Raw genomic sequence first — 17995 nt, forward strand, 5'->3', positions numbered from 1 at the left:
ACAGCGCCCTGCCCTTCTTACTTGCTCAGATCGACCTTGTAGACCGAGCGGCCCTTGCCGCTGCCGTCATCCGCGGTCAGCAGCGAGATGTTCGCGAGCCCCGCATCGGTCGCAGCGCTCAGCTGCCCCTGCCCCGACGTGATCGTCACGTTGCCCGCCGTCGTCACCTTCGTGAAGCGCCAGCTGCGCGCCGCGCCGTCGGCCGCGCGCGTGATCGTCTTCTTCGCCTTGATGTAGGCGATCAGCACGTCGCGGTTCGCATCGGGCGAGGCGTAGATCGTCGCGCGCCCGTCCAGCGCCGGGATGAAGCTCGCGCCGCTCGTCGCGCGGTAGTTGTTCGTGGCAATGACGAACTCCTTCGCTGGGTCGATGGGCGCGCCCAGGTACATGAGGTTCTTGATGCGGCTGCCCACGGCCTGCGTCACGTCGATCTCGTACTGCATGTCGGGCGTGGTGAACATGTCGAAGTTGTAGCCCGGGAAGGTGCTGATCAGCGGCTGGTCGGTCGTCAGAGCCGGGTCGATCTTGTTGAAGCGCTTGGCCGCGGCCTCGAGCCAACCCTTGATCTCGGCGCCCGTCACCTTCACCGCGTACACCGTGTTCGGGTACAGGTACAGGTCGGCGGCGCTGAAGATCGCCAGGTTGCCCACGGCCACGTCGGTGTAGTCGCGTCCGCCCTCGAAGCCCGACTTGAAGGGCGCGCTCACCGACAGCACCGGCAGGCCCGCGTACTGCGGCAGGCTGGCCTGGATGTAGGTCTTCACGTAGTCGGCCTGGGCCTGGTTCACGATCTGGATCGCGCCCGGGTCGCCCACGTCGGCAAAGAAGGTGTTCATGCGGAAGTCGGTGCTGCCGATGGGCGTCTTCACGTAGTCGATCGCGGCCTGGTGCTGGGTGTCGACCATCGGTGCCACGCTCGGGTCGGCGTCGACGTACACGCCCTTGCCGATCTGGGTCGAGCGCGCCTCGACCAGCGTCTTGCTCTTGTCCACGCCCCAGGCCTTGCCGTCCCACACGAGCTCGAGCTTCACGAGGCCCAGCGCCTTGCCCCACGAACTGGGCATGACGGCCGGCACGCCGTTGACGGTGCCGGCGGCGTTGTCCACGCCGGGCTGCGTGTAGCCGGGCTTGGCGCCGCGATCGGGGAACAGCCCGTGCTGGTGGCCCATCATCAGCACGTCGATGCCGGGCACCTTCGACAGGTACAGGCCCGGGCTTTCCATGGTCGGCGAGTACGGCGAGGCGTCGAGGCCGCCGTGCTGCAGCGCCACGACGATGTCGGCGCCCTTCTCGCGCAGCTCGGGCACGTAGCGCTTGGCCGCTTCGACTGCGCCTTCGGTGCGCAGCTTGCCTTCGAGAAAGCGCTTGTCCCAGTTCATGATGCCGGGCGTGGTGAAGCCGATCACGCCGACCTTCACCGGCACCGTCACGCTCTTGCCGTCAGGTGCCGTCGCGGTGAACTGCTTCGTGACGATGGTGTAGGGCGCCACGAGCGGCTTGCCGCTCTTGAGGCTGTGCACGTTGGCCACCACCATCGGGAAGCTCGGGCCCGCGCACTTCTTGCTGCCGTCCACGCCCTCGACATCGAGGCCGCCGCCGAGCACCTGGTTGAGGAAGTCCAGGCCGTAGTTGAACTCGTGGTTGCCCAGCGTGCCGGCGTCGTAGCCGGTGGCGTTCATCACCTTGTACATCGACAGCGGCTGCGTGCACGGGATGCGGCTGACCAGCGCCTCGTAGTCGGCCAGCGCGGTGCCCTGGATGGTGTCGCCGTTGTCGAACAGCATCGTGTTCGCGAACTCCTTGCGCGCGGCGTTGATGAGCGTCGCGGTGCGCTCGTAGCCGTACGACTTGTCTTCGGCGAGCTTGAAGTAGTCGTAGCTGCGCACGTTGAAGTGCAGGTCGGTCGTTTCGAGCAGCGCGACCGTGGTGCGCGTGCCGGCGGCCACGGGCGCCGGAGCAGGCGCGGGCGCAGGGGGCGGAACGATCGGGGGGAAGGCGGTGCCGCCTCCGTTGCCACCGCCACAGGCGGTGAGCACGGCGGCCAAAACGGCGGCACAGGTGGACATGGGGGCGAGGCGCGCCAGCGACGCGGCCACTGCGTTGTTCATCGAGAGGTCTCCCTGCGGATATGAGGAAGGACCAGTCTCCGAAAGCCGGGTGACAGACCGGTGAATCCGGGCCTGCCATGCAGCGCCGTTGCGACAGCAGTTACGCCAGATGATTCTTTAGTGGTACCGCCGCGTCCGCCACCGCTTCGGACGCGGGGCTGCGGCCCGCTTCGAGCAGCTTGCGGCTCATCATGTGATCGACCGGCGCGTTCACCGATTCGACGCACACGAGCTGGCCGTCGACGTAGTGGAACAGCGAGAACGCTTCGGGCTTCGGCCCCGCGCGGCGCACGCTCACCAGGCCCGGCGTGCCTTCGGCCGGCATCAGGCCCGCCATCTGCAACCGCAGGCCGCCCTGGTCGGACCAGAACCACGCGACCGCGTCGTGATCGCGTGCGGCGCCGGTCAGCGTGGCCACGGCCGTGCGCGCCTGGTCGTTCGCGTTCTGCACCGATTCGAGCCGCAGCGCGCGGCCCGCGCGGCGGTCGGGGAAGCGCGTGCAGTCGCCCACCGCGAGCACGTCGGCCGCGCTGGTCTGCATGCGGCCGTCGACCACGATGCCGTCGGCGCACTCGAGGCCCGCGGCCTGCGCGAGCGCGGTCTCGGGCACCGCGCCGATGCCCAGCAGCAGCAGGTCGATCGGCTGCTTCACGCCGTTGACTTCGACCGACACGAGCCGGTCGCCCGCGACCTCGAAGGCGCCGGTCTGCGCACCCAGCACGATGTCGATGCCGGCCGCGCGGTGCGTGGCCAGCACGTGCGCCGACAGCTCGGGCGACACGGCGCGGCCCAAGAGGCGCGGCGCGCATTCGATCACCTGCACGCGCTTGCCCAGCGCCTGCGCGGTGGCCGCCACTTCGAGGCCGATGAAGCCGCCGCCCAGCACCGTGACCTGCTGTGCATCCGCCAGCCGCGTGCGCAGGCGATGCGCCTCGTCGGCGGCGCGCAGGCTCGCCACGTTCTCCAGGCCTTGCGGCAGGCCGGGCATCTGGCGCGCGCGCGTGCCGGTGGCCAGCACCAGGCGCTCCCATGGCAGCACCGCACCCGAGCGCAGCGTGACGGTGTGCGCCTCGCGGTCGATGGCCACGGCCGCGTCGCCCAGGTGCAGCGTGATGCCCGCTTCGCGGTACCAGTCGGCGGCCTTGTGCGGCTGCGTGGTTTCGTCGGCGCTCTTGAGGAAGGCCTTCGACAGCGGCGGGCGGTGATACGGCTCGCAGGCCTCTTCGCAGACCAGGTGCACGCGCGCGCCCTGCCCGGCTTCGGCCAGGCCCGCGCAGAGCTGAGCCGCGGCGTGGCCGCCGCCGATGATGACGATGGAATTCATGGAGAACAGTCTTTCGGGAATCGTTGTCGGGTCACTCACCGCGGTTGCGCATCCAATCCGCGGTCTTGAAGAAAGAGTCGCGCAGGCGCGCGCGCAAGTCTTCGGGCACGCCGGTCTCGCCCATCGCCTGGTCCATGCAGGCCAGCCACTGGTCGCGCTCCTTGATGCCGATGGTGTGGCCGCCGATGGCCTGCGGCAGGTGCCGCGCGCGCAGCATCGGGTGGCCGAAGCGGTCGGTGTAGTGGGCAGGCCCGCCGAGCCAGCCGCACAGGAACCAGAACAGGCGCTGGCGCGCGTTGTCCAGGTCGGTGCCGTGCACGGCGCGCAGTTGCGCGTAGGCCGGCTCGAGGTCCATCAGGTCGTAGAAGCGCTCGACCAGCGCCGCCACCTTGGGCTCGCCGCCGATCCACTCGAAGGGCGTGCCGGCGGGCGGTTTGTCTTGAATCTGCATGGGCGGGAGTATCCCCTCGGGTCGCTCTAAAGTTGGATCAGATCGGGAATGCCCACATCGGTGCTCACGTCGGCCGTGTAGTCCACGCCGTCGACGGCGAAGCCGAACAGGCGCAGGAACTCGGTCTTGTAGCCCGCGAAATCGGTCAGCTCATTGAGGTTGGCGTCGGTGACCTGCGGCCAGAGTTCCTGCACGCGGGCCTGCACCTGCGGTGCCAGTTCCTTGTAGTCGGCGCGCAGGCGGCCTTCGTCGTCCAGGTGCGGCGTGGCGCCGTACAGGCTGTCGGCGTACAGGCCGTGCACCTGCTCGATGCAGCCCTCGTGCGTGCCTTCGGCCTTCATCACCTTGAACAGCAGCGACAGGTACAGCGGCATCATCGGAATGGCCGAACTGGCCTGCGTGACCACCGCCTTCAACACCGACACGCGCGCGTCGCCGCCCTTCGCGGCCAGCTGCGCGCGGATGTCCAGCACCTTCTCGTCCAGATCCTTCTTGGCGGCGCCGATGGAGCCGTTCCAGTAGATGTCGTGCGTGATCTGCTCGCCCAGGTAGGTGAAGGCCGTGGTCTTGGCGCCGTCGGCCAGCACGCCGGCCTGCTGCAGCGCGTCGATCCACATCTGCCAGTCTTCGCCGCCCATGACGGCGACGGTGTTGTCGATCTCTTCCTGCGTGGCAGGCTCGAGCACCGACTCCTTCACGGTCCCGCTGTCGGTGTCCAGGCCGCGCAGCGTCACGGCCTTGCCGATGGGCTTGAGCACGGAGTTGAAGACCTGGCCCGTCTTGGGGTGCGTGCGGCGCGGCGCGGCCAGGCTGTAGACCACGAGGTCGACCTGGCCGAGGTCGGCGCGGATGGTCTCGATGGCCTGCTGCTTCACCGCGTCGGAAAAGCCGTCGCCGTTGATCGTCTTGGCGTAGCGCCCCTCGGCCGTGGCGGCGCGGTGGAAGGCGGCGGTGTTGTACCAGCCGGGCGAGCCGGGCTTGGTCGCGCTGCCCGCGCGTTCGAAGCACACGCCCAGCGTGTCGGCGCCGCAGCCGAAGGCCGCGGTGATGCGCGCGGCCAGGCCGTAGCCGGTGGAGGCGCCGATCACCAGCACGCGCTTGGCGCCGCCCGCGATGGGGGGCCTGGCTTTGACGTAGTCGATCTGTTGCCGGACATTGGCTTCGCAGCCCACGGGGTGGGTGGTGACGCAGATGAAGCCGCGCACGCGGGGTTGGATGATCATGAAAAGCTCGCTCGGTAAGACATTCGGGGGACGGCGGCGGGGCACGTCGCGGCGTCGCGAATTTAACCCAGCCGGCAACAGGCCGATTCATCAGCCCCATATGCATATGTCGATTGACGATTTAATAATCTTGGGTTTTATTGATATGGTTCCGGCCTGAATTTCACTCTGGAGAGAGGACGATCCCCACCATGCGCCACACCTTGCTTGCCGCGGCCCTTGCCGCTTCCGCCCTGCTGACCGGCGTTGCCGCCCATGCGGACCAGCTCGCCGACATCAAGAAGAAGGGCGAACTCGTGGTCGGCGTGCTCGGCACCGACGAGCCCGCCACCTTCATCGATCCGAAGACGCGCCAGATCGTCGGCTACGAGGTCGACCTGGTGAACGCCATCGCCAAGAAGATCGGCGTGAAGCCGGTGCTCAAGCAGATCGCCGTGGCCGCGCGCATTCCCGAGCTGCAGCAGGGCCACGTGGACCTGGTGGCCGCCGGCCTCACGCACAACAAGGAGCGCGAGGCGCAGATCGACTTCTCGCTCACCACCTTCGTCACCGGCCAGAAGGCCATCGTGAAGAAGACCAGCGGCATCACCGAGGTGCCGCAGCTCGGCGGCAAGAAGGTGCTGACCATCCGCGGCGGCACGCAGGAACCCAACATCCGCAAGGCCGTGCCCACCGCCGAGGTCGTGACCTTCGACACCAGCCAGCAGGCCTTCCAGGCGCTGCAGCAGGGCAAGGGCGTGGGCTACGTCGACGACGAAGCCGCGCTGCTGCGCAGCTACGCCAAGCTGGGCCCGCAAAAGGCGCAGTACGTGGTGCTCAAGCAGAACCTGAGCACCGAGTCGCTGGCCATCGGCATCAAGAAGGGCGAGAGCGGCCTGAAGACGGTGGTGGACGACACGCTGCGCGAGCTCGAGAAGTCGGGCGAAGCGCAGAAGATCTTCATCAAGTGGTACGGCCCGAACACGGCCTCCGGCTTCCAGACGCGCGACTTCAAGCTCGAGACCGACAAGATCGACTGAGCCCGCGCGCCCGGCACACCAGGGGCGGGCCGCCATGCGACCCGCCCTTCGCTTTTGAGCGGCACGGCCCGCATGCGTACCATGTGCGCCCCGGCGCCTTTCGCCGTGCCACCCGTTTCCCATGCCCCTGTTCGACTATTCGCTGCTGCTCACCGGCCAGTACCACGACATGCTGGTCGCGGGCCTGTGGCTGTCGCTGCAGCTGCTCGCGGTCTCGCTCGTCTTCGCGCTGCCGCTGGCGCTGGTGGTGGCGCTGCTGCGGCTCTCGCCGCTGGCGCCGCTGCGCTGGCTCAGCTTTGCGTACGTGGAATCGATCCGCAACATCCCGCTGCTGGCCCACATGCTGTTCTGGTATTTCGGCGCGCCCGAGCTGCTGCCCGAAGGCCTGAAGACCTGGCTCTATGAAGGCCACATCGAGGCCTACAGCGCGATCGTGGCGCTGTCGCTGTACACGGCGGCCTTCATGGCGGAGGACATCCGCAGCGGCATCCGTTCGATCCCGGCCGTGCAGTTCGAGGCCGGCCGGGCGCTGGGCTTCAGCTTCCTGACCACCATGCGCCGCGTGGTGCTGCCGCAGGCATTGCGCGTGACCGTGCCGCCGCTCATCTCGCAGACGCTGAGCCTGTGGAAGAACACCTCGATCGCCACCGTGATCGGCGTGGCCGAGCTGATGTACCAGGCCGGGCAGGTCGAGAGCGCGACCTTCCGCAGCTTCGAGTCGTTCGCGTTCGCGAGCGCGGCTTACCTGACGGTGTCGCTGGCCATCACCGGGCTCGCCACCTGGTACCACCACCGGTTCCCGGTGCGGACCATTTGAAGGCGGCGCGCTGATGCTCGAAATCATCCACGACTACTGGGTCTACTTCCTCATCGGCCAGTACCCGAACGGCCCGCTCGGCGGCCTGGTGCTCACGCTGCTGCTGGCCTCGTGCGGGCTGGTGCTGGCGCTGCCGCTGGGCATCGTGCTCGGGCTGGCGCGCGTGAGCCCGTGGCGCTGCGTGCGCTGGCCCGTCACGGCGCTGGTGTTCGTGGTGCGCGGCCTGCCGCTGTTGATGGTGATCTTCTGGGCCTACTTCTTCCTGCCCAGCGTCACGGGCGTGAAGACCGACCAGTTCACCACCATGCTGATCGCGCTGGTGATCTTCGATGCCGCCTACCTCGCCGAGATCGTGCGCGCCGGCATCCAGGGCCTGCCGCGCGGGCAGATGGAAACCGCGCGCGCGCTCGGCCTGAGCTACTTCGGCGCGATGCGCCTCGTGGTGCTGCCGCAGGCGCTGCGCAGCATGCTGCCCTCGCTGGTGAACCAGTTCGTCTCGACCATCAAGGAGACCTCGCTGGGCTACATCATCGGGCTGGCCGAGGTGTCGTTCATCGCCACGCAGATCAACACGCAGGTGTTCACCAAGCCGGCGCAGATCTACCTGATCCTGGGCCTGACCTACTTCATCCTGTGCTTCGGCCTCTCGCGCTTCGCCTACTGGCTGGAGCGCCGGCTCGCGCGCCGCGGCCTTCCCGCCGCGACCCTCAAGGTGCCCGCATGATCGAACTCCAACAAGTCAACAAGTGGTACGGCAGCTACCACGCGCTGGTCGACGTGACCGAGACCATCCACAAGGGCGAGGTGGTCGTGGTGTGCGGGCCCTCGGGCTCGGGCAAGTCGACGCTGATCCGCACCTTCAACCGGCTGGAGCCGATCCAGTCGGGCCGCATCACGCTCGACGGGCAGGACATCCACGCGCCGGGCCTGGACGTGAACGCGTTCCGCTCGCGCATCGGCTTCGTCTTTCAGCAGTTCAACCTGTTCCCGCACCTCAGCGTGCTGCAGAACTGCACGATGGCGCCGATGCAGCTGCACGGCCTGTCGCGCAAGGAGGCCGACGCGCAGGCGATGGCGCTGCTGGAGCGCGTGGGCCTGACCAACAAGGCCAATGCCTGGCCCGGCGAACTGTCGGGCGGCCAGCAGCAGCGCGTGGCCATTGCGCGCGCGCTCGCCATGAAGCCGCCGCTGATGCTGTTCGACGAGCCCACCAGCGCGCTCGACCCCGAGATGGTCGGCGAGGTGCTGCTGGTGATGCGCGACCTCACGCGCGACGGCATGACCATGGTGTGCGTCACGCACGAGATGGGCTTCGCGCGCGAGGTGGCCGACCGCGTGCTCTTCATGGACCAGGGCCAGGTGCTCGAACGCGCCACGCCCGACGATTTCTTCAACCGCCCGCAGCACCCGCGTGCGCAGCAGTTCCTGTCCGACATCCGTTCGCCTTTTTCGAGAGACGCATGACCGACTCCTCCCTCCCCCTCATCGACGTCGCCCCGCTCGTGGCCGGCACGCCCGAACGCGCACGCGTGGCGGCGCAGATCGGCGACGCCTGCCGCGCGCACGGCTTCTTCTACGTCACGGGCCACGGTGTCGACGCCGCACTGATCCAGCGGCTCGAAGACCTGAGCCACCGCTTCTTCGACCTGCCCGAGGAAACCAAGATGCAATGGCGCATGGCCCTGGGCGGCCGGGCCTGGCGCGGCTTCTTCCCGCGCGGCGGCGAGCTGACCTCGGGCCGGCCCGACTGGAAAGAAGGCCTGTACCTGGGCACCGAGCTGCCCGCCGACCACCCGCTGGTGCAGGCGAAGACGCCGGTGCATGGGCCGAACCTCTTTCCCGACGTGCCGGATTTTCGCGAGACCATCCTCGCGTACATGGACGCCGTCACGCAGTTGGGCCACCGGCTCATGGAAGGCATCGCGCTGAGCCTCGGCCTGCCCGCGGACTACTTCGCGCAGCGCTACACGGGCGACCCGCTGATCCTGTTCCGCCTCTTCAACTACCCGACGCAGGCCGTGCCCGAAGGGCTGGACGTGCAATGGGGCGTGGGCGAGCACACCGACTACGGCCTGCTCACGATCCTGCACCAGGACACCGTGGGCGGCCTCGCGGTCCACACGCCGGGCGGCTGGATCGATGCGCCGCCGGTGCCCGGCGCCTTCGTCTGCAACATCGGCGACATGCTCGACCGCATGACCGGCGGGCTCTACAAGTCGACGCCGCACCGCGTGAAGCGCAACACCTCGGGCCGCGACCGGCTGTCGTTCCCGCTGTTCTTCGATCCGAACTTCGAAGCGCGCGTGCAGCGCATCGAAGGCCTGGCCGGTGCCGACGCGCTGGACGACAGCGCCGAGCGCTGGGACCGCGCCAACGTGCACGCCTTCAGCGGCCGCTACGGCGACTACCTGCTGGCCAAAGTGTCGAAGGTGTTCCCGCAGCTGCGGGACGAAGTGCTCTGAACTGAACAGGGGCCCTGACTTCGTCAGGGAAACCAGCGCGGCACGTGCGGCATCGCGTCGTGCAGCGAATCGAGCACATGAAAGGCCTGCGCGACGATCGCCTCGGGCGGGTGCTTGAGGTCGGGCACCACCACCACGCGCATGCCGGCGGCCAGCGCGGCCTTGGCGCCGTTCTCGCTGTCTTCGAAGGCGACGCAATCGGCAGGGTCCACGCCCAGGCGCTCGGCCGCGAGCCGGTACAGCGCCGGGTCGGGCTTGGCACGCGCGACCTCGTCGCCGCCCGCGAAGGCCTCGAAGTGATGGAGCACGTCGAGGCTGCCCAGGCAGGCCGCGATCTGGCCGCGCGTGGACGACGAGGCCACCGCGCAGCGCGTACCGCGACCACGCAAGGCGGTGAGCAACTCGGCCGCGCCGGGCTTGATGGGAAAGAGCGGCCGGGCGTCGCCGTCGGCGCGTTCCAGCTGCAGCGCGGCGGTCACCTGCGTCGCCGCATGCTGGTAGGCGGCCGGGCCGCCGAGCAGCGCCGCGAGGATCTGCTTGGACTCGCTCATGGCCAGCCCCACGCATTGCAGGTACTGGGCGTGCGAAAGCTCGACATCGAGCGTGCGGGCCGCGGCGATCCAGGCGGCCATGATGGGGCGCTCCGAATCGATCAGCAGCCCATCCATGTCAAAAATGGCGGCGGTGAACATCGAGGCGAATCCTAAGCGAGTGGTGCGGCGGCCATGAAAAAAGGGGCCATCGGCCCCTTGTTTCGAGAAACGGCAATGCTGCCGGTCAGTCCCGCGCCAGCGCCCGGTTCAGCCCCAGCGCCGCCAGCGTGCCGAGCGCGCCCGACAGCAGGTAGATGCTCACGAAGGCCAGGCCGAAGTGCGCCGACAGGCCCAGGGCGACCAGCGGGGCAAAGGCCGCGCCGATGAGCCAGGCCAGATCGGCCGTGAGGGCCGCTCCGACGTAGCGGTACTTGGGCGCGAAGTTGGAGGTCACGGCGCCGGCCGCCTGGCCGTACGACAGGCCCAGGAGCGCAAAGCCCAGCACGATGAAGATATCCTGGCCGATGCGTCCGCCGTCGAGCAGCGTGGGCGCAAAGCCGCTGAACACGGCGATCATGGCGGCCAGGCCGCCGAGCGTGAAGCGACGGCCGATGCGGTCGGCGATCAGGCCCGAGGCCACGATGCCGATGGCGCCGAACACCGCGCCGACCATCTGCACGATCAGGAACTCGGTGATCGACTGGTCGGAGTACAGCGAGATCCACGACAGCGGGAACACCGTGATCAGGTGGAACAGCGCGTAGCTGGCCAGCGCGGCGAACGCGCCGATCAGCAGGTTGGCGCCCTGCGAGCGGGTCAGCTCGACCACGCTGGTGGGCTGCAGCTCGCGCTCTTCGAGCAGGCGCGCGTACTCGTCGGTGGCCACCAGGCGCAGGCGCGCGAACAGCGCCACGACGTTGATGGCGAAGGCCACGTAGAAGGTGTAGCGCCAGCCCCAGTCGAGGAAGTCGGCCAGCGGCAAGCTCGAATACAGGTACGCGAACAGCGCGCTGGCCAGGAAGAAGCCCAGCGGTGCGCCCAGCTGACCCAGCATGGCGTACCAGCCGCGCTTGTTGGGCGGTGCGTTCAGCGCCAGCAGCGACGGCAGGCCGTCCCACGAGCCGCCCAGCGCCAGGCCCTGGGCAAAGCGGAAGATCGACAGCAGCACGATGGCCGTGAAGCCGATGCTCGCGTAGCCCGGCAGGAAGGCGATGCCGGCGGTGGAGGTGCCCAGCAGGAACAGCGCGATCGTCAGCTTGGTCTCGCGCCCGAAGCGCCGCTGGATCGCCATCGAGATCACGGTGCCGAAGGGGCGCGCGATGAAGGCGAACGAGAAGATCACGAAGGCCCAGAGCACGCCTTCCAGGCGCTGCTCGAAGGGGAAGAACACCGCCGGGAACACCAGCACCGAGGCGATGCCGTAGACGAAGAAGTCGAAATACTCGGAGGCGCGGCCGATGACCACGCCGACCGCGATCTCGCCCGGGGCGATGTGCGAATGGTCGGCGTCTGCGGCGCGGGCGCCGCCTTCGGTCGGGTGCGACACAGGCTGGGCGCCTGGTGGACTGATGCTGGACGTCGTCATCTTGCTAGCTGGCTGGCTGTAATTCGGGTGTCATGCCGGGGCACGACACAGGGGAAATTCTGGACACCCTGTAGCGTCTCACCGAATTGCGTTTACCGCCATAGGACAAAACGTCCAATAGGCGGAATCCCTTGGGCGGCGTAGATTGCAGGGTCATTTTTGCGCGGCCTTCGCACTTTCCTCTCCCGGCATGCACATCCTCAAGACCCTTCGCCGAGCACTTCTGCTGCTTTCCGCCATTTTCCTGGCGGGCTGCAACACGGTGCTGTTGAACCCCTCCGGCGATATCGCCAACCAGCAGGGACGCCTGATCGTCGTCTCCACGGTGCTGATGCTGATCATCATCATCCCGGTGATCGCCCTGACCATCTTCTTTGCCTGGCGCTATCGCCAGTCGAACAAGGAGGCCACCTACAGCCCCGACTGGGACCACTCCACGCAGCTCGAGCTGGCGATCTGGGCCGCGCCGCTCCTGATCATCATCGCGCTGGGCGCGATCACCTGGATCAGCACCCACACGCTGGACCCGTACCGCCCGCTGAGCCGCCTGGACGCGCAGCGCCCGATTCCCGCCGAAACCAAGCCGCTGGTGGTCGAGGTGGTGGCGCTGGACTGGAAGTGGCTCTTCATCTACCCCGAGCAGGGCATCGCCACGGTGAACGAGCTGGCCGCCCCGGTGGACCGCCCGATCAGCTTCAAGATCACGGCCTCGTCGGTCATGAACTCCTTCTTCATCCCCGCGCTGGCCGGCCAGATCTATGCCATGCCGGGCATGGAGACCAAGCTGCACGCGGTGATCAACAAGCCGGGCGAGTTCGACGGTTTCTCCGCCAACTACAGCGGCGCGGGCTTCTCGGGCATGCGCTTCAAGTTCCACGGCCTGAGCCATGACGGCTTCGACCAGTGGGTGGCCAAGGTCAAGACCGGCAAAGAAGGCGAACTGACCCGCGAGCAGTACAAGAAGCTCGAAGTGCCGAGCGAGCGCGAGCCCGTGCGCCACTACGCCGCGGTCGACCCCGCCCTGTACGACGCCATCCTGAACCTGTGCGTCGACCGCAACAAGATGTGCATGAAGGAAATGATGGCCATCGACGCCGACGGCGGCCTGGGCAAGCCCGGCGCCTTCAACGTCGCCACCAAGCAGGCCTGGCAGGCCGACTCCCTCGACACGCCCAAGCGCAAGTACGTCACCGCGATGTGCACCACCGAAGACTAAGATGTTGCAGAACCTAGACCTGACGAAGCTCGTCTTCGGCCGCCTCTCCTGGGAGGCGATTCCCCTTCACGAGCCGATCCTGCTCGTGACCTTCGCGGCCGTGATCCTGGGCGGCCTGGCGCTGCTGGGCGCCGTGACCTACTTCAAGCTGTGGGGCACCTTGTGGCGCGACTGGATCACCAGCATCGACCACAAGAAGATCGGCATCATGTACATCATCCTGGGCCTGGTGATGCTGCTGCGCGGCTTCGCCGACGCACTGATGATGCGGGCCCAGCAGGCCGTCGCCTTCGGCGACAACGCGGGCTTTCTGCCGCCGCACCACTACGACCAGATCTTCACCGCCCACGGCGTGATCATGATCTTCTTCGTGGCGATGCCGCTGGTCACGGGCCTCATGAACTTCGTGGTGCCGCTGCAGATCGGTGCGCGCGACGTGGCCTTCCCGTTCCTGAACAACTTCAGCTTCTGGATGACCACCTTCGGCGCCGGCCTCGTGATGGCCTCGCTGTTCGTGGGCGAGTTCGCCAAGACCGGCTGGCTGGCGTACCCGCCGCTGTCGGGCATCCTGTTCAGTCCTGACGTGGGGGTCGATTACTACATCTGGTCCTTGCAGATCGCGGGGGTCGGCACACTGCTCTCGGGCGTGAACCTGCTGGCCACCATCGTGAAGATGCGCGCGCCCGGCATGACCATGATGAAGATGCCCGTCTTCACCTGGACCGCCCTGTGCACCAACGTGCTGATCGTGGCTGCCTTCCCGGTGCTCACGGCCGTGCTGGCCCTGCTGTCGCTGGACCGTTATGTCGGCACCAACTTCTTCACGAACGACATGGGCGGCAACGCCATGATGTACGTGAACCTGATCTGGATCTGGGGCCACCCCGAGGTGTACATCCTGATCCTGCCGGCCTTCGGCATCTTCTCGGAAGTGGTCTCCACCTTCTCGGGCAAGCGCCTGTTCGGCTACGCCTCGATGGTGTACGCCACGGTCGTGATCACGATCCTGTCGTACCTCGTGTGGCTGCACCACTTCTTCACCATGGGCTCCGGCGCCAGCGTGAACTCGTTCTTCGGCATCACGACGATGATCATCTCGATCCCCACGGGCGCGAAGATCTTCAACTGGCTGTTCACCATGTACCGCGGCCGCATCCGTTTCGAGCTGCCCATGATGTGGACCATCGGCTTCATGATCACCTTCGTGATCGGCGGCATGACCGGCGTGCTGCTGGCCGTGCCCCCGGCCGACTTCGTGCTGCACAACAGCCTGTTCCTGATTGCCCACTTCCACAACGTGATCATCGGCGGCGTGCTGTTCGGCATGCTGGCGGGCATCACCTACTGGTTCCCGAAGGCCTTCGGCTACAAGCTCGATCCGTTCTGGGGCAAGTGCTCGTTCTGGTTCTGGATCGTCGGCTTCTGGATGGCCTTCATGCCGCTGTACATCCTGGGCCTGATGGGCGTCACCCGCCGCATGAGCCACTTCCAGGACATGTCGCTGCAGATCTGGTTCCAGGTCGCCGCCGTCGGCGCTGTGCTGATCGCCCTGGGCATCGCCTCGTTCCTGATCCAGCTGGTGGTGAGCTTCATCCGCCGCGAGTCGCTGCGCGACACCACGGGCGACCCGTGGAACGGCCGCACGCTGGAGTGGTCGACCTCGTCGCCGCCGCCGGCCTACAACTTCGCGTTCACGCCGCGCGTGCATGACAACGACGCCTGGACCGACATGAAGGCCCGCGGCTACCAGCGTCCGCTGGACGGCTTCAGCCCCGTGCACATGCCCAAGAACACGGCCGCCGGCTTCGTCATCGCGGCGCTGAGCGCGGTGTGCGGCTTTGCCCTGATCTGGCAGATGTGGCTCGTGGCCGGCATCGGCTTCGTGGCCATGATGGTCGCGATCATCGCCCACACCTTCAACTACAAGCGCGACTACTACATCCCCGCGGAAGAAGTCGTTCGCACCGAAGAAGCACGCACGCGCCTGCTGGCCACCGCCCATGTCTGATACCACCGCCCTCCCCTCCCGGAACGCGAACGCACCCGCGTTCGACCTGTTCCACGTCCGCAACGAGGACCACCACCCCGAGAACGGCACGCTGCTGGGCTTCTGGCTCTACCTGATGAGCGACTGCCTCATCTTCGCCTGCCTGTTCGCGGTGTACGGCGTGCTGGGCCGCAGCTACGCGGCCGGCCCCTCGGGCGCCGACCTGTTCGACCTGCCGCTGGTGGCGATGAACACCTCGCTGCTGCTGCTGTCGTCGATCACCTACGGCTTCGCCATGCTCGAGATGCAGCGCAAGCGCATGGGCGGCGTGCTGCTGTGGCTGGGCATCACGGGCCTCCTGGGCCTGGGCTTCATCGGCCTGGAGCTGTACGAGTTCGCGCACCTGCTGCACGAAGGCGCCGGCCCGCAGCGCAGCGCCTTCCTGTCGTCGTTCTTCGCGCTGGTGGGCACGCACGGCCTGCACGTGAGCTTCGGCATCATCTGGCTCGTCGTGCTGATGGTCCAGCTGCCCAAGCACGGCTTCACCGCCGCCAACCGCCGCCGCCTGATGTGCCTGTCGATGTTCTGGCACTTCCTGGACGTCGTGTGGATCGGCGTCTTCACCTTTGTCTACCTCATGGGATCGATGGCATGAGCGCCCCCGCACACACCGCCACCGCCGCACACGGCCACGGCCACGGCGCACACGACAGCCACGGCCACGGCGACCACCACGACGACGGCCCCGTCAGCCACAGCACCTTCAAGGGCTACATGACCGGCTTCGTGCTGGCCGTGATCCTGACCGCGATCCCGTTCTGGCTCGTGATGGGCAAGGTGATCGCCAACCCGAGCACCACCGCCCTCGTCATCCTCGGCTTCGCCGTGGTGCAGATCGTGGTCCACATGGTGTACTTCCTGCACATGGACGCCAAGTCCGAAGGCGGCTGGAACATGCTGGCGCTGATCTTCACGCTGGTGCTCGTGGTCATCACGCTGGCCGGCTCGCTGTGGGTCATGTATCACATGAACACCAACATGATGCCGGCCATGGTCCACGACATGAAGAACATGCCCTGATGGCCTCGGCCGCCCGCCCGCGCTCCGTTGTCACGCGTGCGGCGCTGGCGGTCTGCGCCCTCCTCGCCTTTGCCGGCTTTCTTGCGCTCGGCACCTGGCAGGTCGAGCGCAGGGCCTGGAAGCTCGATCTTATCGCCCGCGTCGACCAGCGCGTGCACGCCCTGGCCGCCGACGCGCCGGCGCGATCCGAATGGCCCACGGTCAACGCGGCCAACGACGAATACCGGCACGTGCGCCTTCGCGGCACGTTCCTCCATGACAAGGAAGCGCTGGTGCAGGCCAGCACCCGGCTCGGTGCCGGCTTCTGGGTGCTGACCCCGCTGCGCACCGCCGACGGTAGCGTCGTGCTCGTCAACCGCGGCTTCGTGCCGCCCGAGGCACGCGAACGCGCGGCGCGCACCGCGCCCGAGCCCCAGGGCGACACCACCGTGGCCGGCCTGCTGCGCCTCACCGAACCCAAGGGCGGCTTCCTGCGCACGAACGACCCCGCGGCCGACCGCTGGTTCTCGCGCGACGTGCAGGCCATTGCCGCCGCGCGCGGCCTGGCGGACGTGGCGCCGTACTTCGTCGATGCCGAGGCCGGGCCCGCGCCCGCACAGGCCGCGCCCACGTGGCCGGCGGGCGGCCTCACCGTCATCGCCTTCCCCAACAGCCACCTCGTCTACGCCCTCACCTGGTACGGGCTGGCGCTGATGGTGCTCGGCGCCTACGGGTTCGTGTGGCGCGACGACCGGCGCCGACGGGCATCGCAAGACGGTAGCGGCGAAAATGCACCGCATGCCGACGCCGCACGCCCCGACCCCGCCGATGCCCGCCGCGACTGACAAGCTCGTCGCGGTGGCCGGCGAGCTGCACGCCCCGCGCGCGGGCGTCGCGAGCCTGGACAACGCCATCGGCCACCAGAACATGCAGCAGCTGATCCAGCTGCGCTGGTTCGCCGTGGTCGGGCAGGTGGCCACCATCCTCGTGGTGCACTACGGCTTCGGCATCCGCCTGCCGCTGAACCACATGCTGCAGGTGCTCACCTGCCTCGCGCTGTTCAACATGGTGAGCCTGCTGCGCCTGCGCATCCATGGCCGCGTGACCAACGAAGAGCTGTTCGTCGCGCTGCTGGTCGACGTGGCCACGCTCACGGCCCAGCTGTACCTCAGCGGCGGCGCCACCAACCCCTTCGTCTTCCTGTACCTGCTGCAGGTGATCCTGGGCGCGGTGCTGCTCAAGGCCTGGTCGACCTGGACCATCGTGGTCATCACCGGCCTGTGCTTCGCGGGCCTGGCGCTGTTCTCGCGCCCGCTGCCCTTGCCGCTGGACCACGACCGCGGCCTGTGGAGCCCCTACGTGCAGGGCATGCTGGTGTGCTTCGCGCTCAACGCGGCGCTGCTGGTGGTCTTCATCACGCGCATCAGCCGCAACCTGCGCGTGCGCGACGCGCGGCTGGCCGACCTGCGCCAGCGCGCCTCCGAAGAAGAACACATCGTGCGCATGGGCCTGCTGGCCTCCGGCGCGGCGCACGAGCTGGGCACGCCGCTGGCCACGCTGGCCGTGATCCTGGGCGACTGGCGCCGGCTGCCGCACTTCAGTTCCGACCCCGAGCTGCTGCAGGAAGTGGCCGAGATGGAAGTGCAGATCCAGCGCTGCAAGAGCATCGTCAGCGGCATCCTGCTGTCGGCCGGCGAGACGCGCGGCGAGTCGTCCGAAGAGACCACCGTGCGCACCTTCCTGGACGACCTGGTCGAAGAATGGCGCACCACGCGCCCGGTCGAGGAGTTCGACTACGAGAACCTGTTCGGGCAGGACCTGCCCATGGTGTCCGACTCGGCCATCAAGCAGATGGTGTGCAACGTGCTCGACAACGCGCTCGAGGCCTCGCCGCACTGGCTGCGCCTGGAAGCCACGCACGACGCCGACGCGCTCACCATCACCGTCACCGACGCGGGCCCCGGCTTCATGCCGGCCATCCTCGCGGAGTTCGGCAAGCCCTACCAGTCGAGCAAGGGCCGACCCGGCGGCGGGCTGGGCCTGTTCCTGGTGGTGAACGTGGCGCGCACCCTGGGCGGACGCGTCGCCGTGCGCAACCGCCCCGAGGGCGGCGCCATCGTGACCATCACGCTGCCGCTGGCGGCCATCGTGCTCGAAGAGGACGAAGACGACGCCGCCACCGCCCTCGCGGACACCGCCGCCCCCAAGGCC

17 protein-coding genes are annotated in these 17995 nt (G+C 67.9%); 11 read left to right on the plus strand and 6 right to left on the minus strand.

The features are described from left to right. Nucleotides 1–17 precede the first annotated feature (17 nt). The 4 genes from AC07XP_RS21015 to fabV all read right to left on the minus strand — a co-directional run bounded on the left by AC07XP_RS21015 (nt 18) and on the right by fabV (nt 5106). Entirely contained in the window at nt 18–2066 is a 2049-nt protein-coding gene (locus tag AC07XP_RS21015) for a bifunctional 2',3'-cyclic-nucleotide 2'-phosphodiesterase/3'-nucleotidase (protein ID WP_495265764.1), read from the minus strand. A 142-nt stretch (nt 2067–2208) separates the two neighbouring features. After that, nucleotides 2209–3432 (minus strand): NAD(P)/FAD-dependent oxidoreductase, encoded by a 1224-nt coding sequence (locus tag AC07XP_RS21020; protein WP_495265757.1) that lies wholly within the window; start codon nt 3430–3432, stop codon nt 2209–2211. 31 nt (nt 3433–3463) lie between these two features. Further along, on the minus strand, nt 3464–3883 hold the full coding sequence (locus tag AC07XP_RS21025; RefSeq protein ID WP_159278111.1) for a group II truncated hemoglobin: 420 nt from the start codon (nt 3881–3883) through the stop codon (nt 3464–3466). Nucleotides 3884–3909: 26 nt separating this feature from the next. Then, nucleotides 3910–5106 carry an enoyl-ACP reductase FabV gene (fabV, locus tag AC07XP_RS21030; RefSeq protein WP_495265758.1) on the minus strand — a complete coding sequence of 399 codons (1197 nt, stop codon included), beginning with the start codon at nt 5104–5106 and terminating at the stop codon, nt 3910–3912. Between the two features lie 191 nt (nt 5107–5297). Between fabV and AC07XP_RS21035 the strand changes: the two genes are divergently transcribed. The 5 genes from AC07XP_RS21035 to AC07XP_RS21055 all read left to right on the plus strand — a co-directional run bounded on the left by AC07XP_RS21035 (nt 5298) and on the right by AC07XP_RS21055 (nt 9404). Continuing rightward, complete coding sequence (locus AC07XP_RS21035) at nt 5298–6125, plus strand: ABC transporter substrate-binding protein (RefSeq protein WP_095946445.1); 828 nt, start codon at nt 5298–5300, stop codon at nt 6123–6125. Between the two features lie 121 nt (nt 6126–6246). Further along, nucleotides 6247–6942 carry an amino acid ABC transporter permease gene (locus tag AC07XP_RS21040; RefSeq protein WP_495265759.1) on the plus strand — a complete coding sequence of 232 codons (696 nt, stop codon included), beginning with the start codon at nt 6247–6249 and terminating at the stop codon, nt 6940–6942. Nucleotides 6943–6955: 13 nt separating this feature from the next. Next, nucleotides 6956–7666 (plus strand): amino acid ABC transporter permease, encoded by a 711-nt coding sequence (locus AC07XP_RS21045; protein WP_095946444.1) that lies wholly within the window; start codon nt 6956–6958, stop codon nt 7664–7666. Beyond that, a complete protein-coding gene (locus tag AC07XP_RS21050; protein ID WP_495265760.1) occupies nt 7663–8406 on the plus strand; it encodes an amino acid ABC transporter ATP-binding protein in 744 nt (247 codons plus the stop codon). Before AC07XP_RS21045 ends, AC07XP_RS21050 begins: the two co-directional genes overlap by 4 nt. Continuing rightward, the gene (locus AC07XP_RS21055) at nt 8403–9404 is read left to right on the plus strand and encodes an isopenicillin N synthase family dioxygenase (protein ID WP_495265761.1); all 1002 of its coding nucleotides are present in this window, start codon (nt 8403–8405) and stop codon (nt 9402–9404) included. Before AC07XP_RS21050 ends, AC07XP_RS21055 begins: the two co-directional genes overlap by 4 nt. A 23-nt stretch (nt 9405–9427) precedes the next feature. Here the strand turns inward: AC07XP_RS21055 and AC07XP_RS21060 are convergent, their stop codons facing one another. Both AC07XP_RS21060 and AC07XP_RS21065 read right to left on the minus strand, forming a co-directional pair. Then, the gene (locus AC07XP_RS21060) at nt 9428–10096 is read right to left on the minus strand and encodes an HAD family hydrolase (protein WP_354343095.1); all 669 of its coding nucleotides are present in this window, start codon (nt 10094–10096) and stop codon (nt 9428–9430) included. 85 nt (nt 10097–10181) lie between these two features. Next, nucleotides 10182–11522: an MFS transporter gene (locus tag AC07XP_RS21065; protein WP_095743978.1), complete on the minus strand. Its 1341-nt coding sequence runs from the start codon at nt 11520–11522 to the stop codon at nt 10182–10184. A gap of 190 nt (nt 11523–11712) precedes the next feature. Here AC07XP_RS21065 and cyoA point away from each other — a divergent pair, with 190 nt between their 5' ends. The 6 genes from cyoA to AC07XP_RS21095 all read left to right on the plus strand — a co-directional run. Continuing rightward, nucleotides 11713–12738 carry a ubiquinol oxidase subunit II gene (gene cyoA, locus AC07XP_RS21070; protein WP_062469097.1) on the plus strand — a complete coding sequence of 342 codons (1026 nt, stop codon included), beginning with the start codon at nt 11713–11715 and terminating at the stop codon, nt 12736–12738. Nucleotide 12739: 1 nt separating this feature from the next. Continuing rightward, entirely contained in the window at nt 12740–14746 is a 2007-nt protein-coding gene (gene cyoB, locus AC07XP_RS21075; protein ID WP_095946441.1) for a cytochrome o ubiquinol oxidase subunit I, read from the plus strand. After that, nucleotides 14739–15380 carry a cytochrome o ubiquinol oxidase subunit III gene (cyoC, locus tag AC07XP_RS21080; protein ID WP_062469091.1) on the plus strand — a complete coding sequence of 214 codons (642 nt, stop codon included), beginning with the start codon at nt 14739–14741 and terminating at the stop codon, nt 15378–15380. Before cyoB ends, cyoC begins: the two co-directional genes overlap by 8 nt. After that, nucleotides 15377–15805, plus strand: coding sequence for a cytochrome o ubiquinol oxidase subunit IV (gene cyoD / locus AC07XP_RS21085; protein WP_495265762.1), 429 nt, complete (start codon nt 15377–15379; stop codon nt 15803–15805). The genes cyoC and cyoD overlap by 4 nt, the downstream gene beginning before the upstream one ends. Continuing rightward, on the plus strand, nt 15805–16629 hold the full coding sequence (locus tag AC07XP_RS21090) for an SURF1 family protein (RefSeq protein WP_495265763.1): 825 nt from the start codon (nt 15805–15807) through the stop codon (nt 16627–16629). Before cyoD ends, AC07XP_RS21090 begins: the two co-directional genes overlap by 1 nt. Continuing rightward, on the plus strand, nt 16613–17995 hold a 1383-nt coding region (locus AC07XP_RS21095; protein WP_492741820.1), incomplete at its 3' end, for an ATP-binding protein. The genes AC07XP_RS21090 and AC07XP_RS21095, both read left to right, overlap by 17 nt.

The organism is Variovorax sp. GW531-E2 (assembly GCF_059423125.1).

Bases quoted from the DNA above. Each gene is read 5' to 3' on its own strand.
- AC07XP_RS21015 (WP_495265764.1), bottom strand. From the start codon at position 2,066: ATGTCCACCTGTGCCGCCGTTTTGGCCGCCGTGCTCACCGCCTGTGGC.
- AC07XP_RS21020 (WP_495265757.1), bottom strand. From the start codon at position 3,432: ATGAATTCCATCGTCATCATCGGCGGCGGCCACGCCGCGGCTCAGCTC.
- AC07XP_RS21025 (WP_159278111.1), bottom strand. From the start codon at position 3,883: ATGCAGATTCAAGACAAACCGCCCGCCGGCACGCCCTTCGAGTGGATC.
- fabV (WP_495265758.1), bottom strand. From the start codon at position 5,106: ATGATCATCCAACCCCGCGTGCGCGGCTTCATCTGCGTCACCACCCAC.
- AC07XP_RS21035 (WP_095946445.1), top strand. From the start codon at position 5,298: ATGCGCCACACCTTGCTTGCCGCGGCCCTTGCCGCTTCCGCCCTGCTG.
- AC07XP_RS21040 (WP_495265759.1), top strand. From the start codon at position 6,247: ATGCCCCTGTTCGACTATTCGCTGCTGCTCACCGGCCAGTACCACGAC.
- AC07XP_RS21045 (WP_095946444.1), top strand. From the start codon at position 6,956: ATGCTCGAAATCATCCACGACTACTGGGTCTACTTCCTCATCGGCCAG.
- AC07XP_RS21050 (WP_495265760.1), top strand. From the start codon at position 7,663: ATGATCGAACTCCAACAAGTCAACAAGTGGTACGGCAGCTACCACGCG.
- AC07XP_RS21055 (WP_495265761.1), top strand. From the start codon at position 8,403: ATGACCGACTCCTCCCTCCCCCTCATCGACGTCGCCCCGCTCGTGGCC.
- AC07XP_RS21060 (WP_354343095.1), bottom strand. From the start codon at position 10,096: ATGTTCACCGCCGCCATTTTTGACATGGATGGGCTGCTGATCGATTCG.
- AC07XP_RS21065 (WP_095743978.1), bottom strand. From the start codon at position 11,522: ATGACGACGTCCAGCATCAGTCCACCAGGCGCCCAGCCTGTGTCGCAC.
- cyoA (WP_062469097.1), top strand. From the start codon at position 11,713: ATGCACATCCTCAAGACCCTTCGCCGAGCACTTCTGCTGCTTTCCGCC.
- cyoB (WP_095946441.1), top strand. From the start codon at position 12,740: ATGTTGCAGAACCTAGACCTGACGAAGCTCGTCTTCGGCCGCCTCTCC.
- cyoC (WP_062469091.1), top strand. From the start codon at position 14,739: ATGTCTGATACCACCGCCCTCCCCTCCCGGAACGCGAACGCACCCGCG.
- cyoD (WP_495265762.1), top strand. From the start codon at position 15,377: ATGAGCGCCCCCGCACACACCGCCACCGCCGCACACGGCCACGGCCAC.
- AC07XP_RS21090 (WP_495265763.1), top strand. From the start codon at position 15,805: ATGGCCTCGGCCGCCCGCCCGCGCTCCGTTGTCACGCGTGCGGCGCTG.